Below are 15013 nucleotides of genomic sequence, written 5' to 3'. Positions count from 1 at the left end.
ACACCCCCGGGAAACCGCCGATCAGGCAGCATGGGCGCATGGAGCGCACGCTGGATGACTGGATCGCCGAGGTCAAGGCCGACCTGGGCATCGACCTGGACGTGGACGTCCGAGGTCTGCTCGACCTGGCCCGGGTGGTCGCGCACGGAGTGGCCCGGCCGGCCGCGCCGCTGACCGCCTTCCTGATCGGCTACGCGGCCGCTCAGCAGGGCGGCGGCCCGGAGGCGGTGGCCGCGGCCGCCCGGCGGACCGAGGCCCTCGCCGACGGGTGGGGCGCCGCCGACCGGCCGGGCGAGCGGTGAGCGCGGTCGGGCAGACCACCGTGGCCGCCCCGTCGACCGGTCCCGCCGCGCTCGGGTGGCCCCGGGCCCGCGAGACCGCGCGCCGGGCCGGGCTGCGCCCGCTGCCCGGCACCGGGCTGCCGCTGGCCGAGGCGCTCGGGCACACCCTCGCCGAGCCGCTGCGCGCGCTGACCGACCTGCCCGCCTTCGACACCTCCGCGATGGACGGTTGGGCGGTCGCCGGGCCGGGCCCGTGGCGGGTGGCCGGCCGGGTGCTGGCCGGAGCGGCCGACCCGGCGCCGCTGGCCGACGGCACCGCCGTGGAGATCGCCACCGGCGCCCGGCTGCCGTCCGGCGCCACCGCCGTCCTGCGCCGCGAGCACGGACTCGCGGACGGCACGCTGCTGCGCGACCGCGAACCGCGCCGGTTGACCACCGGTCAGGACGTCCGGCCGCGCGGCCAGGAGTGCCGCCGGGGCGAGGAGTTGCTGCCGGAGGGCACCCCGGTCGGGCCGGCCGTGCTCGGCCTGGCCGCCGCCTGCGGTCACGACCGGCTGGTCGTCCACCGTCGGCCGGTGGTCCAACTGCTCGTACTGGGGGACGAGTTGCTCGCAGACGGGATCCCCGGGCCGGGCCTGGTGCGGGACGCGCTCGGGCCGCTGCTGCCGCCCTGGCTGCGGGCCGCCGGTGCCGAGGTCGCCGAAGTGCGCCATGTGCGGGACGACTTCGGGCTGCTCCGGGACGCGCTGCGGCACTCCACCGCCGACATCGTGGTCACCACCGGCGCGACGGCCGCCGGACCGGTCGACTTCCTGCACCGGGCGCTCGCCGAGGCCGGCGCCCGACTGCTGGTGGACGGCGTCGCCGTCCGGCCCGGACACCCCATGCTGCTGGCCGAACTCCCCGGCGGGCGCCACCTGGTCGGCCTGCCGGGCAACCCGTTGGCCGCCGTCGCCGGGATGGTCACCCTGGGCCTGCCGCTGCTGCACGCCCGCAGCGGGCGCACCGGCGGCGCCCCCGTCCTCGCACCCGCCGCGGCCGCGCTGCCCGGACACCCGGCGGACACCCGGCTGCAGCCCGTCCGGCGCACCGCGGAGGGAGTCGTTCCGCTCGCCTTCGACGGACCGGCCATGCTGCGCGGGCTCGCCCGGGCCGAGGCGCTGGCCGTGGTCCCGCCCGGCGGGGCGGCGGCGGGGGAGACGGTCGAGCTGCTGGAGGTCCCGTGAGGACGCGTGGTACGGCCGGGGCCGCCGGGTGAGCCGGCTGCGGCGTCCTCCGGCACCGGGGACCGAGCCGTGGGCGGACGCCGGGATCGTGCTGCCCGCCCGCCGGGCCGAGCCCGCCGTACGGCAGGTCGGCACGCGACTGCTGCTGGCGCTCGCCGTCCTGGTGGCCACCACGCTGCTCGTCTACGTCGACCGGGACGGCTACCACGACAACGCCGGGGGCGGGCTCAGCTTCCTCGACGCGGCGTACTACGCCACCGTCACGCTCTCCACCACCGGGTACGGCGACATCACGCCGTTCAGCGACGGCGCCCGGCTCACCAACATCTTCGTGATCACCCCGCTGCGCGTGCTGTTCCTGATCATCCTGGTCGGCACCACCCTGGAGGTGCTCACCGAACGGACCCGCCGGCAGTGGCGGTTGAACCGCTGGAGGTCCACCGTGCGCGAGCACACCGTCGTCATCGGGTACGGGACGAAGGGCCGCAGCGCCGTCGACACCCTGCTCGGCCAGGGGGTGAAGAAGGAGGAGATCGTCGTCGTCGACCCGCAGCGCAAGGTCATCGACCAGGCCGCGCAGCACGGCCTGGTCGGGGTGGTCGGCGACGCCACCCGCACCGACACGCTGGTGCGGGCCGGGCTCGCCACGGCGACCCGGGTGGTGGTCGCGCCGGAACGGGACGACACCGCCGTGCTGGTCACGCTGACGGCGCGGCAGTTGAACAAGGGCGCGACCGTGGTAGCCGCCGTGCGGGAGGACGAGAACGCCCCGCTGCTGCGGCAGAGCGGCGCCGACGTGGTGGTCACCAGCTCCAGCTCGGCCGGGCGGCTGCTCGGGCTGTCGATGCTCAGCCCGCACGCCGGCGCGGTGATCGAGGACCTGCTGACGTACGGCAACGGGCTGGACGTGGTGGAGCGGCCGGTCACCCGGGCCGAGGCCGGGCACAGCCCGCGCGCGTGCGAGGACCTGGTGGTCGCGGTGGTCCGCGGCCGGCGGGTGCTCAACTACACCGAGCCGGAGGCCGCCGTGCTGCAGCTCACCGACCGGGTGATCGTCATCAGGTCGGCCGACCGACCCGGTGTCGGCGGGCCGGGCCGGGCCTGAGCTCCGAACTGCCGTGACGCGCAGTAGGTTCGGGGCATGCATGCGATGACGATTCCCGTACCCGGCGGCCCCGAGGCACTGGTGTGGGCCGAGGTGCCCGACCCGGTGCCCGGCGAGGGCGAGGTCCTGGTCGAGGTGGCGGCCACCGCCGTCAACCGTGCCGACCTGCTCCAGCGGCAGGGCTTCTACAACCCGCCGCCCGGCGCCTCGCCCTACCCCGGGCTGGAGTGCGCCGGGCGGATCGTCGCGCTCGGGCCGGGGGTGTCCGGCTGGGCGGTCGGCGACGAGGTGTGCGCGCTGCTGTCCGGCGGCGGCTACGCGCAGCGGGTCGCGGTGCCGAGCGGGCAGCTGCTGCCGCTGCCCGCGGGGCTGAGCCCGGAGCAGGCCGCTGCGCTGCCGGAGGTCGCCTGCACGGTGTGGTCCAACGTCTTCCTCACCGCGCACCTGCGGCCCGGCGAGACCGTGCTGCTGCACGGGGGTGCCAGCGGCATCGGGACGATGGCGATCCAGCTGGCCAAGGCGGTCGGCGCGCGGGTCGCGGTCACCGCGGGCAGCGCCGGGAAGCTGGCCCGGTGCGCCGAGCTGGGCGCGGACATCGTGATCGACTACCGCGAGCAGGACTTCGTCGAGGTGCTCAAGGAGGCCACCGGCGGGGCCGGGGCGGACGTGATCCTGGACATCATGGGCGCCAAGTACCTGCAGCGGAACGTGGACGCGCTGGCGGTCAACGGGCGGCTGGTGATCATCGGACTGCAGGGCGGGGTGAAGGGTGAGCTCGACCTCAACGCGCTGCTGCGCAAGCGGGCGGCGGTGATCGCCACCAACCTGCGCGGGCGGCCGTTGGCGGAGAAGGCGGCGATCGTGGCGGCGGTGCGCGAGCACGTGTGGCCGCTGGTCGAGTCCGGGGTGGTGAAGCCGGTGGTGGACCGGGTGCTGCCGCTGACCGACGCGGGCGAGGGGCACCGGGTGCTGGAGGCCGGGGAGCAGGTCGGGAAGGTCGTGCTGCGGGCCTGACGGACGGGTCGACCCGGTGGTGCGGCCGGGGCGGCGGTGGTGGGACGAGTGTCCGAAATGCCTTGATTGTCGGATCGTGCGACGCTGGTCCGGAGCTGTCCCGCCGCCGCCCCGCCCCCGGGCGCGGGCGGCCGTCGGAAGGACTCCGACCGTGGCCGCATCACCGCACGCCTGCCTCGGGCCGCTGCCCGCGGCGCCGCACCACCGTCGTACCCGTCGCCACCCCCGCCCGGGCCGTGCGCAGCAGCTGTTCGCGGCGGCCGCGCTGGGACTCGCGCTCCCGCTGGCCGCCGCCTCGGCGGCGGTGGCGATGCCGGCGCCTTCCGCGGGGGTCTCGCCGTCGCCCTCCTCTCCCTCCGCAGCTCCTGCCCCGGCCTCCCCGGCTTCCCCGGCCGCCCAGGTGCCCTCGACGCCGGAGGCGGGGAGTTCCCCGGGCGCGGAGTGGACCGGTCCGGCGCGCTCGGCCGTGCCCACCCCGGCGCCCGCGCCGCCGCAGCGCGCGCTGTCCCGTCCGCACCCGGACGGCGCCTTCCCCCGGGGCCACCGGCACCGCCCGGCGTCGCTGCCGGAGCACCCCGCGGCCGCCGTGGAGCAGGCGCCGGACCAGGAACCGGACCAGGCCGTCGACCAGGCGCCCGAGCAGGCCCAGGACCAGGCCGTCGGGGCCGACCGGCCGGAGGCCGACCCGGACACCCCGGACCAGGCCGCCCCCGGCGACGCCGTCGCGCCGGACACCGTCACCACCGCCTCCGGCCGGCCCGTCGCGGCCGCCGCCATCCCGATCGTCCTGCCCGCCCGCTGGCGGGACGCCTCCACGACCCAGCTCCCGCTGGGCGTCGGCCTGGGCCTGATCGGCTGCGGGCTGGGGCTGGTCGGCCTGAGGCTGCGCAAGGGCTGAGGCTGCGCAAGGGCTGAGACCGCGCAGGGGCTGAGGCTGCACCGGGCCGAGCCGCGGGTGCGGCCGCCGCCGGAAGGGCCGTGGTCGTGGTGGCCGGGGCGCGGGCGGGTGGAGGTTCGGTGCGGGTTCGGGTGGGGTGGTCGGTGGGCGGGGCGCGGGATCTGAGGAGCCGTACGGATTCCCGCGCGGCGCGCGGGGGCGTACCTTCGTGACGGGTGGCGCAGGCCGGCGGGACGCACGGGGGCTTCCGCCCGACCAACCCCAGTGAGAGAGAATGTTGTTCATGACGAATCCGATGAACGAGCGCTCGTCGCAGGAGCCCTACCAGGCGGCCGGCGGGCAGCCGCAGGACAGCCAGAAGGTGCTGATCGTCGGACCGGACGGGATGCCCGTGGGCCAGGGGTTCGGCGGCCCGGTCGGGGAGGGGGAGGACGACGGCGACGTGCCGCGTGAGCTCCCGGTGACCGAGATGGTCGAGCAGCCCGCCAAGGTCATGCGCATCGGCAGCATGATCAAGCAGTTGCTGGAGGAGGTCCGGGCGGCGCCCCTCGACGAGGCGAGCCGCGCCCGGCTGAAGGACATCCACGCGAGTTCGATCAAGGAACTCGAACTCGGCCTGGCCCCGGAGCTGGTCGCCGAGCTGGAGCGGCTGTCGCTGCCGTTCACCGAGGACTCCATCCCGACCGAGGCCGAGCTGCGGATCGCCCAGGCCCAGCTGGTCGGCTGGCTGGAGGGCCTGTTCCACGGCATCCAGACCGCGCTGTTCGCCCAGCAGATGGCGGCGCGGGCCCAGCTGGAGCAGATGCGGCGGGCGCTGCCGCCCGGTCTGCACGGCGGCGACCAGGACGAGGACGAGCCGGGCCAGGGCCGCGGCATCCGCTCCGGCCCGTACCTGTAGCCGTACCCCGCGTCCGGTACCCGGCGGTAGCTCCGGCGGACCGCCGGACCGGACGTACCACGACCATCCGCCCCGGGCCGTCGTCGCCGGGATCCGGCGCCGACGGCACGGACCCAGGAACGGCCCTGGGCCGATCACCGTCGGCGCGAGCCGATACCCTGACCCCTGTCGCAGGCCGGTCGAGCCGCCGCGACAGGGGTTCGCCGGGCCAGCGGGCCGGGTCACCACGCACGGACGAGACCGAACGTCAGGTTGCGGCAGCACGGCCGCGCCGAGGGGGAGCAGAGGACCATGAGCGAGCACGGCAACGCGGCGGTCGAGGGCTTCTCCCTGGGCAACGGCCGTTATGTGCTGCAGCGGCTGCTGGGCGAGGGCGGCATGGCGTCCGTGCACCTCGCCTACGACAGCGTGCTGGACCGGCAGGTCGCGCTGAAGAGCATGCACAGCGAACTGGGCCGGGACGACTCGTTCAAGGAGCGGTTCCGCCGTGAGGCCCAGGCGGTGGCCCGGCTGGAGCACCCGAACATCGTCACGGTGTACGACAGCGGCGAGGACATCGCCCCGGACGGCTCCAGCACGCCGTACATCGTCATGCAGCTGATCGACGGCAAGGGCCTGCGCGAGGCGATCAACGAGGCGATCGCCCAGTACGGCGCGATGCCGACCGAGGACGCCCTGAAGGTCACCATCGGCGTGCTGAACGCGCTGGAGGCCTCGCACGACATGGGCCTGGTGCACCGCGACATCAAGCCCGGCAACGTCATGTTCGACCGCAAGGGCAACGTCAAGGTCATGGACTTCGGCATCGCCCGGGCGCTGGAATCCGGCGTCACGTCGATGACGCAGACCGGCATGGTCGTCGGCACGCCGCAGTACCTCTCGCCCGAGCAGGCGCTCGGCAAGCCGGTCGACGCCCGCTCCGACCTGTACTCGGTCGGCGTGATGCTCTTCGAGATGCTCACCGGCCAGCTGGTCTTCGACGGCGACTCGGCGTTCTCGATCGCCTACAAGCACGTCCAGGAGGAGCCGCCGGCGCCCTCCGCCCTCAACCGCTCGGTCACCCCCGAGGTGGACGCGTTCGTCGCCCAGGCGCTGCGCAAGGACCCGGCGCACCGGTTCCAGAGCGCGGCCGCGATGCGGGACGAGGCGGAGCGGCTGATCGAGGCCGCGAAGGGCGGCGGAAACGGGCACAAGCTGCAGGCCAGCACCCCGCTGGTGATCAACGAGGGGCCGCGCTCGGTGCACGCCGCCCCGCAGGCGCCGCAGACCCCGCACCCGTTCCAGCCGCAGCCGCAGTACCAGACGCCGCCGCCGGCCTACCAGACCCCGCACCCGCAGTTCCTCCAGCAAGGGGGGCAGCCGCAGCCGCAGTACCAGACGCCGCCGCCGGCCTACCAGACCCCGCGTCCGCAGGCCCCGCACACCCCGCACCCGCAGTTCCTCCAGCAAGGGGGGCCGCAGCAGGCGCACACCCCGCCGCCGCGGCCGATGCCGCAGCCGATGCCCCAGCCCATGCCGCCGTACCAGCAGCCGAAGCCGTCCGGCGGCGGCTGCTCGACGGCCGTGGTCGTGATCGGGATCATCGTCGGCGTGCTCGTGCTGGCCGGCATCATCATCGCGATCGTGATCAACAACGCCGACAAGAAGACGAACGGCAAGTACAGCCACGGCGTGGGCCCGGCGAACGTGCTGGTGGTCGACGCCCCGGCCGACCTCCCGACCGACCGGAATGGCCTGCTCTGACGGCTTCCGGCCGGTTCGGGCGTGTCATGGTGCGGCCCGGAGGCGGTAGCGTTCGGGGATACGTAAGCGACAGGGCACCGCGATCCGAGCGAACGCCCGGGGCGAGGAGCGATGGCACAGACGCATCAGCCGGACGACGACGCGGGTGCCCGAGCGGCCGGCCGGACCGGCGGGACGCCGAGGATCCCCGAGCCCGGCAGCGAGGCCGCGACCTCGGCACTGCCGCCCGTCATCGGCGCCGGCGGCCCGCACACCCCCGGCCGCGGCACCGCCGCGCCGCTGGGCACCGTCGGTGAGGGCCGCTACCGGCTGACCCACCGGCTGGGCCGCGGCGGCATGGCCGAGGTGTTCGCGGCCGAGGACGTGCGGCTGGGCCGCACCGTCGCCGTCAAGCTGCTGCGCGGCGAGCTGGCCCAGGACGACGTCGCCCGGCTGCGGTTCACCCGCGAGGCGCACGCCGTCGCGGCGCTCAACCACCACTCGATCGTCTCGGTCTACGACACCGGCGAGGAGTACGTCGGGGACGAGTCCACGCCGTACATCGTGATGGAGCTGGTCGAGGGCCGGACCGTCCGCGAGCTGCTGGCGGACGAGGACGCGCCGCCGGTCGACCAGGCGCTGATCATCATCGCCGGGGTGCTGGAGGCGCTCGCCTACAGCCACCGGAACGGCATCGTCCACCGCGACATCAAGCCCGCCAACGTGATCATCACCAACAGCGGCGCGGTCAAGGTGATGGACTTCGGCATCGCCCGGGCGCTCACCGGCGGGGCCACCACGATGACCCAGACCGGCATGGTCATGGGCACCCCGCAGTACCTCTCGCCCGAACAGGCGCTCGGCAAGCCGGTCGACCACCGGTCCGACCTGTACGCGGCCGGCTGCATGCTGTACGAACTGCTCACGCTGCGTCCGCCGTTCACCGGCGACACCCCGCTCTCGGTGGTCTACCAGCACGTCCAGGACCCGCCGGTGCCGCCCTCGCAGGCCAACAGCCGGGTACCGGTCGGCCTCGACCCGCTGGTGCTGCGCTCGCTCGCCAAGAATCCGGACGACCGCTTCCAGGACGCCGACGAGTTCCGCGCCCACCTGCAGCACGCGCTGCGCGAGATGCACGGCGCGGCAGGGGCGGGCTGGGTCGGCGCGGCCGGCGCCGCGGGCGACACCGGTGCGACCCAGGTGATCCGGCCGGACCAGACCGCGGCCACCGCGGCCTTCGGCGTGGTCCGCCCGGGCGACCAGACCTCCGCGCTGCCCTACCAGGGAGACCAGCAGACCCCCTTCACCCCCTACTCGGGCGGTGGCGGCGCGTACGGCGGTGGCGACGGCGGCGACGACGACGGGCACGGCCGGCGGCGCGGGCCGTGGGCCTGGGTGGCCGGCGCGATCGCCGTGCTGGTCGCGGCCGGGGCCGGGATCGCGATCGCGCTCAGCGGCAGCGACGACGGCGGCAACAAGGACCACAACCTGCCCTCGACGCCCGCGCCGGCGGTCAGCACGACCGAGCCGGTCACGCAGTCCCAGAGCGGTCTGCCGAGCCCGCCGGCCTCGGTCTCCGGCAGCAGGAAGCCGCAGCAGCCGACCGACAACGGCAACAACAGCGGGAACAACTCGGGGAACAACGGCACCAACGTGTCGCCGTCGCCGAGCGCGGGCAGGCACACCCCGACCCCGACGCCGACGGCGACCCCCACCCACACGGCGACGGGGACGGCGACGAGCACGCCGACCAGCGGGTCGACCGGCGGCTCGACGCCGACCTCGGGCGGCGGGGGCGGGACGCCCACCAACCCGGCGCCGCCGAGTTCCTCGAAGGGACCGGTCTCGCCGCCGACCCTCGGCGGCTGACCCGGGTCAGTTGGCGAAGGCGTCCAGGACCTGCTCGTACTCCTGGCACCACCACGCCAGTTGGCCCGCCGAGGCGGGGTACAGCGGGTCGGCCCGGTGGTCGCCCCGCTGGTAGCGCCACTGCAGCATCCAGAAGTCGTTCAGCCGCTCCCACCAGACCCGGTGGGCGGCGGCGGCCAGGTGCTCGGCGGTGGCGGCCCCGGAGGCCCGGTAGGCCTGGGAGTAGCGGCGGACCCGGACCAGGTCGAGGACGCCGGACGTACGGTCGTTGAAGAGCAGCGTGGCGGCCCGGACGGCTTCCTCGGCGCGCGGCTGCGGGCCGAGCTTGTCCCAGTCCAGGACGGCCGCCACCCGGTCGCCCGGCGGGCCGTCGCCGTACAGCAGGTTGAGGCCGTGGAAGTCGCCGTGGGTCCAGCCGGTGGGCGGGGCGGCCTGCGGGGCGGGGCGGCGGTGGGCGTGTTCGGCGAGCAGTTCCAGCCGTTCCGTGAGGCGCCGCTCCACCAGCGCGTCCAGCTCCCCGTACGGGCGTTGCTCCCGGGCGCTGCGCCGCAGGTCGCGGGCGAGCGCCGCGCTGTCGGCGGGGTCGGCGCTGCGGTAGCCGGCGGGCTGCTCGAAGGGGGCGCAGACGTCGTCGAGCGCGCCGTGCAGTCGGCCGAGCAGCGCGCCGAGCTCGTCGCACTGCGGCAGGTCGAGCTCGGTACCGTGCCGGTGTCGGCCATCGGTCCACGGGAAGAGGGCGAACAGCCGGCCGCCCGAGCCGACCACCGTGCCGGAGCGTTCCGCGCAGGTCAGCGGGGGTGCGACGGGCAGTCCGAGGGTGTGCAGCGCGGCCATCGCGCGGTGGTGGGCGAGGATCTTCGGGCGGCTGGCGGTGGCGGTGTCGACGTAGCACTTCAGGAAGTACCGGCCGGCCTCGGTGGTGACCCGGTACCCCCGGTTCAGCAGGCCCTCGGCGACCGGTTCGGCGGTCAGCAGCCGCCCCACCGGGTAGCGGGCCAGGACCTCGGCGAGCGCGGTGTGCGGGACTGGCGGGCTGAGTGTCCCCATCGGCGGAGCGGAGAGGTCGGGGCGGGCCGGGGCGCAGGCGAGGGTCTGGCTGAAAGTCACAGCCAGAGGTTATGGCCCCCTGGCGGGGGCCCTTGACAAGCCGTCAGATATGTGCAATCGCCCGGTCAGTGCTGGTGGTCGGCCTGGTGCCGCGCCACGAACGCGGCCGCCTGGGTGCGTCGCTCCATGCCCATCTTGGCGAGCAGACTGGAGACGTAGTTCTTCACCGTCTTCTCGGCCAGGTGCAACTCGTTGCCGATCTGACGATTCGTCATCCCCTCGCCGATCAGATCGAGGATCCGCCGCTCCTGCTTGGTGAGTTGGGCCAGTCGCTCGTCCTCCTTCTCGCCGCCGTCGCGCAGCCGGGCGAGCACCCGGCTGGTGGCGACCGGGTCGAGCAGCGAACGGCCGGCCGCGACGTCCCGGACGGCGGTGATCAGGTCGGTGCCGCGGATCGCCTTCAGGACGTAGCCGGAGGCACCCGCCATGATCGAGTCGAACAGCGCCTCGTCGTCCGAGAACGAGGTCAGCATCAGGCACTTGAGCCCCGGCAGCCGGGACCGGATCTCGCGGCAGACCTCGACCCCGTTCCCGTCCGGCAGCCGGACGTCGAGCACGGCGACGTCGGGGTGGACCGCGGGGATCCGGGTGAGCGCCTCGGCGGCCGTACCGGCCTCGCCGACCACCTCGATGTCGTCCTCGACCGAGAGCAGATCGTGCACGCCCCGCCGGACGACCTCGTGGTCGTCGAGCAGGAATACCCTGATTTGTCCGTTATCAGTCACGACCAAAGCCTCCCATATCACCGTAGGAAAGACCTATCGTCCGCCCGGTCATCACGACGTGATCCGGCCAGAGCCATCCGAAACCGATATCGAGAACCCCCTTACGCACAGGCGTCCGCCCGGATAACGTGCGCTGGTGTCCTGAAGGCGCTCGAATTGAGAGCTGCGTCACGTCGTCCGTCACCCCCACCCTTCCGACGGCGGTCCGAGCGCGGCACCCTCGGGGTTGTAGGCCCTGAACAAGTAGGACGTCCTAGCGCAAGCGCGCCAAGGGCGGACGCTGGGTAACGTTCTCGTGAGGGTGCCGTCGGAACAGGATCACCACCTGCCCCGCAGTAGGAGCGCACACCCACGCGCGCCCCGCGAGGCGGTGACCGGACCGGTCACCGGCGACCCCGGGCGGCCGGACAGACCGAGGAGTGAACGTGACCGTCAAAAGCACGGCGAGGGCTCGCAAGAAGGCGGCCCCCGCTGTCCCTGACACCCTCCGCGCCACGGGTAAGGACGCCCAGCCGGAGCTCGTCCAGCTGCTCACCCCGGAAGGCGAGCGGGTCGAGCACCCGGACTACCCCCTCACCACCACTCCGGAGGAGCTGCGCTCCCTCTACCGCGACCTGGTGCTGGTGCGCCGGTTCGACGGCGAGGCCACCGCGCTGCAGCGCCAGGGAGAGCTGGGCCTGTGGGCCTCGCTGCTCGGCCAGGAGGCCGCCCAGGTCGGCTCCGGCCGCGCCATGCGCACCGGCGACTACGCCTTCCCCACCTACCGCGAGCACGGCGTGGCCTGGTGCCGCGACGTCGACCCGCTGAACCTGCTCGGCATGTTCCGCGGCGTGAACCACGGCGGCTGGGACCCGAACGAGAAGAACTTCCACCTGTACACCATCGTGATCGGCGCGCAGACCCTGCACGCCACCGGTTACGCGATGGGCATCAGCAAGGACGGCGCCGACGACGCGGTGATCGCGTACTTCGGCGACGGCGCCTCCAGCCAGGGCGACGTCAACGAGGCCTTCACCTTCGCCTCGGTCTACAACGCCCCGGTGGTGTTCTTCTGCCAGAACAACCAGTGGGCGATCTCCGAGCCCACCACCACCCAGACCAAGATCCCGCTGTACCGCCGCGCCTCCGGCTTCGGCTTCCCCGGCGTACGGGTCGACGGCAACGACGTGCTGGCCTGCCTCGCGGTCACCCGCTGGGCGCTCGACCACGCCCGCAGCGGCAACGGCCCGGTGCTGATCGAGGCCTTCACCTACCGGATGGGCGCCCACACCACCTCGGACGACCCCACCCGCTACCGGCACGCCGAGGAGACCGAGGCCTGGAAGGCCAAGGACCCGATCACCCGGCTCCGCGCCCACCTGGAGAAGGAGGGCCTGGCCGACGAGGAGTTCTTCGCCGCCGTCGACGCCGAGAGCGAGCAGCTGGGGCTGCGGGTGCGCGAGGGCGTGCGCGGCATGCCGGACCCGGACCCGACCCTGATCTTCGACCACGTGTACAGCGAGCCGCACGCGCTGGTCGATGAGGAACGGGCCGAGTACGTCGAGTACGCGGCCTCCTTCGAGGCGGGGGAGAACCTCTGATGGCCGGTCAGCTGAGCATCGCCAAGGCGCTGAACGGGGCGCTGCGCAAGTCGCTGGAGAACGACCCGAAGACCCTCCTCATGGGCGAGGACATCGGCAAGCTCGGTGGCGTCTTCCGGATCACCGACGGCCTGCAGAAGGACTTCGGCGAGGGCCGGGTGATCGACTCCCCGCTCGCCGAGTCCGGCATCGTCGGCACCGCGATCGGCCTGGCCCTGCGCGGCTACCGCCCGGTGGTGGAGATCCAGTTCGACGGCTTCGTCTACCCGGCCTTCGACCAGATCGTCTCCCAGCTGGCGAAGATGCACGCCCGCGCGCTCGGGCACGTCAAGATGCCCGTCACGATCCGCATCCCCTACGCGGGTGGCATCGGCGCCGTCGAGCACCACAGCGAGTCGCACGAGGCGTACTTCGCGCACACCGCCGGTCTGCGCGTCGTCACCCCGTCCAGCGCGCACGACGCGCACTGGATGCTGCGGCAGGCGATCGAGTCGGACGACCCGGTCATCTTCCTGGAGCCCAAGCGCCGTTACTGGGACAAGGGCGAGGTCGGCGACGCCGCCGACCTGGGCCTGCACGAGGCCCGGATCGTCCGGCCCGGTACCGACGCGACGCTGATCGCGTACGGCCCGATGGTCAAGGTCTGCCTGGAGGCCGCCGCGGCCGCCGAGGAGGACGGCCGCCGGCTGGAGGTCGTCGACCTGCGCTCGCTCTCCCCGGTGGACTTCACCACCCTGGAGGAGTCGGTCAAGCGCACCGGACGGGCCGTCGTGGTGCACGAGGCACCCGTCTTCCTGGGCATGGGCGCCGAGCTGGCCGCCCGGCTCACGGAGAAGTGCTTCTACCACCTGGAGGCACCGGTCCTTCGGGTCGGCGGCTACTACGCGCCGTACCCGCCGTCCCGCGTCGAGGAGGCCTTCCTCCCCGACCTGGACCGCGTGCTCGACGCCGTCGACCGCGCGCTCGCGTACTGATCCCGGGGAGCGAAGATGACCACCGAAGTTCGCTCGCTCCGCGAGTTCAAGATGCCCGACGTGGGCGAGGGCCTCACCGAGGCCGAGATCCTCAGCTGGTTCGTCAAGCCCGGTGACACCGTCACCGACGGGCAGGTCGTCTGCGAGGTGGAGACCGCCAAGGCGGCGGTGGAGCTGCCCATCCCGTTCAACGGGGTGGTCGAGAAGCTGCACTTCCCCGAGGGCACGACGGTCGACGTCGGCACCGTGATCATTTCCGTCGCGGTCGCCGGGGAGGCGGGGGCCGCGGCTCCGGCCGCCCCCGTCGCCGCGGCTCCGGCCGCGCCCGCCCCGGCCGAGGAGGCCGAGCCGGAGCGCCGCGAGGTGCTGGTCGGCTACGGCCCGCGCACCGGCACCGCCCAGCGCCGGGCCCGGCGGACGACCACCACCACGGTCACCGCGACCAAGCCGGCTCCGGCTCCGGTCGCGCCCGCCCCGGTGGCTCCGGTTGCGGTGGCTCCGGCGCCGGTCGCCGAAGCGCCCACCGGGGAGCGGCCGTTGGCGAAGCCGCCGGTGCGCAAGCTGGCCAAGGACCTGGGTGTCGACCTGCGGGACGTCACCCCGACCGGCCGGGACGGCGTGATCACCCGCGAGGACGTGCACGCCCACGCGGCGGCCCAGGCCGCTCCGGCCGAGCCGGTCGCTCCGGCCGCTCCGGCGGTCGGGACCGCCGTGGTCGAGCCGGTCGCGGCGCCGGCACTCGTCCCCACCGCGGGCGACGTCCGGGTGCCGATCAAGGGCGTCCGCAAGGCGACCGCGCAGGCGATGGTGGCTTCGGCCTTCACCGCCCCGCACGTCACCGAGTTCGTCCAGGTCGACGTGACCCGCACGATGAAGTTCGTCCGCCGGCTCAAGGAGAGCGGCGAGCTGGGCCGGGACGTCCGGGTCAGCCCGCTGCTGCTGGTCGCCAAGGCGCTGCTCACCGCGATCAAGCGGCACCCCGAGATCAACGCCCAGTGGGACGAGGCGGCCCAGGAGATCGTCATCAAGGGCCAGGTGAACCTCGGCATCGCCGCGGCCACCCCGCGCGGCCTGATCGTCCCGAACATCAAGGACGCCGGGTCCAGGACCCTCTCGGGGCTGGCCGTCGCGCTCGGCGAGCTGGTCGAGACCGCCCGCCAGGGCAAGACCTCGCCGGCCGACATGCAGGGCGGGACGGTCACCATCACCAACGTCGGCGTCTTCGGCGTCGACACCGGCACCCCGATCCTCAACCCGGGTGAGGCGGCCATCCTCGCCTTCGGCGCGGTCCGGGAAATGCCGTGGGTGCACAAGGGCAAGGTGGTCCCGCGTCAGGTGACCACGCTGGCGCTCTCCTTCGACCACCGCCTGGTGGACGGGGAGTTGGGCTCCAAGGTGCTGGCCGACGTGGCCGCGCTGCTGGAGTACCCGAAGCGCCTGATCACCTGGGGCTGACCGGTCACCGGACCGGTCACCGGAACCACAGAAGGGGGGCGGGCCCCCCCCCCCCGGGGGGGGGGGGGCCCCGCGGGGGGTGGGGGGGGGGGCGGGCGCGGGGGGGCGGGGGGCGCGGCGGCGGGCCCGGCGGCCGCCCCCCGGGGGGGGGGGCCCGCG

The 15013-nt window shown here is 74.2% G+C and carries 12 protein-coding genes and 1 pseudogene; 11 read left to right on the top strand and 2 right to left on the bottom strand.

Annotation, left to right across the window (positions count from 1 at the left end; genetic code table 11):
* Positions 1-15: 15 nt before the first annotated feature.
* The 8 genes and pseudogenes from ACIRD3_RS32435 to ACIRD3_RS32400 all read left to right on the top strand — a co-directional run.
* Positions 16-302, top strand: a pseudogene (locus ACIRD3_RS32435) (DUF6457 domain-containing protein); the annotation flags it as partial.
* On the top strand, positions 299-1507 hold the full coding sequence (locus ACIRD3_RS32430) for a molybdopterin molybdotransferase MoeA (RefSeq protein WP_402223722.1): 1209 nt from the start codon (positions 299-301) through the stop codon (positions 1505-1507). The pseudogene ACIRD3_RS32435 and the gene ACIRD3_RS32430, both read left to right, overlap by 4 nt.
* Positions 1508-1592: 85 nt before the next feature.
* Positions 1593-2612, top strand: coding sequence for a potassium channel family protein (locus tag ACIRD3_RS32425; RefSeq protein WP_402223844.1), 1020 nt, complete (start codon positions 1593-1595; stop codon positions 2610-2612).
* A 36-nt stretch (positions 2613-2648) separates the two neighbouring features.
* Positions 2649-3626, top strand: a complete 978-nt coding sequence (locus tag ACIRD3_RS32420; RefSeq protein WP_402223720.1) for an NAD(P)H-quinone oxidoreductase — start codon at positions 2649-2651, stop codon at positions 3624-3626.
* A 151-nt stretch (positions 3627-3777) separates the two neighbouring features.
* Positions 3778-4524, top strand: a complete 747-nt coding sequence (locus tag ACIRD3_RS32415; RefSeq protein ID WP_402223718.1) for a hypothetical protein — start codon at positions 3778-3780, stop codon at positions 4522-4524.
* A 283-nt stretch (positions 4525-4807) separates the two neighbouring features.
* Positions 4808-5422 (top strand): bacterial proteasome activator family protein, encoded by a 615-nt coding sequence (locus ACIRD3_RS32410; protein WP_402223716.1) that lies wholly within the window; start codon positions 4808-4810, stop codon positions 5420-5422.
* A 291-nt stretch (positions 5423-5713) separates the two neighbouring features.
* Positions 5714-7165, top strand: a complete 1452-nt coding sequence (locus ACIRD3_RS32405) for a protein kinase (RefSeq protein ID WP_402223714.1) — start codon at positions 5714-5716, stop codon at positions 7163-7165.
* Positions 7166-7276: 111 nt separating this feature from the next.
* Entirely contained in the window at positions 7277-9013 is a 1737-nt protein-coding gene (locus tag ACIRD3_RS32400) for a protein kinase (protein ID WP_402223712.1), read from the top strand.
* Positions 9014-9019: 6 nt separating this feature from the next.
* Here ACIRD3_RS32400 and ACIRD3_RS32395 read toward each other — a convergent pair whose 3' ends face one another.
* The gene (locus tag ACIRD3_RS32395; RefSeq protein WP_402223842.1) at positions 9020-10060 is read right to left on the bottom strand and encodes a phosphotransferase; all 1041 of its coding nucleotides are present in this window, start codon (positions 10058-10060) and stop codon (positions 9020-9022) included.
* A gap of 125 nt (positions 10061-10185) precedes the next feature.
* Positions 10186-10845: a response regulator gene (locus tag ACIRD3_RS32390; RefSeq protein ID WP_402223710.1), complete on the bottom strand. Its 660-nt coding sequence runs from the start codon at positions 10843-10845 to the stop codon at positions 10186-10188.
* A gap of 425 nt (positions 10846-11270) precedes the next feature.
* Here ACIRD3_RS32390 and pdhA point away from each other — a divergent pair, with 425 nt between their 5' ends.
* The 3 genes from pdhA to ACIRD3_RS32375 are packed head-to-tail and all read left to right on the top strand — an operon-like array spanning position 11271 to position 14854.
* Positions 11271-12425 (top strand): pyruvate dehydrogenase (acetyl-transferring) E1 component subunit alpha, encoded by a 1155-nt coding sequence (pdhA, locus tag ACIRD3_RS32385; protein WP_402223709.1) that lies wholly within the window; start codon positions 11271-11273, stop codon positions 12423-12425.
* Positions 12425-13399 (top strand): alpha-ketoacid dehydrogenase subunit beta, encoded by a 975-nt coding sequence (locus tag ACIRD3_RS32380; protein WP_402223707.1) that lies wholly within the window; start codon positions 12425-12427, stop codon positions 13397-13399. The genes pdhA and ACIRD3_RS32380 overlap by 1 nt, the downstream gene beginning before the upstream one ends.
* A gap of 15 nt (positions 13400-13414) precedes the next feature.
* Positions 13415-14854, top strand: coding sequence for a dihydrolipoamide acetyltransferase family protein (locus tag ACIRD3_RS32375; RefSeq protein WP_402223705.1), 1440 nt, complete (start codon positions 13415-13417; stop codon positions 14852-14854).
* Positions 14855-15013: the final 159 nt, after the last annotated feature.

Origin of the sequence: Kitasatospora sp. NPDC093550 (assembly GCF_044764985.1) — a bacterium.
GTDB lineage: Bacteria > Actinomycetota > Actinomycetes > Streptomycetales > Streptomycetaceae > Kitasatospora.
This window is presented reverse-complemented; position numbering and strand designations above follow the sequence as displayed.

Excerpts from the sequence above, each read along its gene's own strand:
- ACIRD3_RS32420 (WP_402223720.1), top strand. The coding sequence starts at position 2,649 with ATGCATGCGATGACGATTCCCGTACCCGGCGGCCCCGAGGCACTGGTG.
- ACIRD3_RS32410 (WP_402223716.1), top strand. The coding sequence starts at position 4,808 with ATGACGAATCCGATGAACGAGCGCTCGTCGCAGGAGCCCTACCAGGCG.
- ACIRD3_RS32405 (WP_402223714.1), top strand. The coding sequence starts at position 5,714 with ATGAGCGAGCACGGCAACGCGGCGGTCGAGGGCTTCTCCCTGGGCAAC.
- ACIRD3_RS32400 (WP_402223712.1), top strand. The coding sequence starts at position 7,277 with ATGGCACAGACGCATCAGCCGGACGACGACGCGGGTGCCCGAGCGGCC.
- ACIRD3_RS32395 (WP_402223842.1), bottom strand. The coding sequence starts at position 10,060 with ATGGGGACACTCAGCCCGCCAGTCCCGCACACCGCGCTCGCCGAGGTC.
- ACIRD3_RS32380 (WP_402223707.1), top strand. The coding sequence starts at position 12,425 with ATGGCCGGTCAGCTGAGCATCGCCAAGGCGCTGAACGGGGCGCTGCGC.
- ACIRD3_RS32375 (WP_402223705.1), top strand. The coding sequence starts at position 13,415 with ATGACCACCGAAGTTCGCTCGCTCCGCGAGTTCAAGATGCCCGACGTG.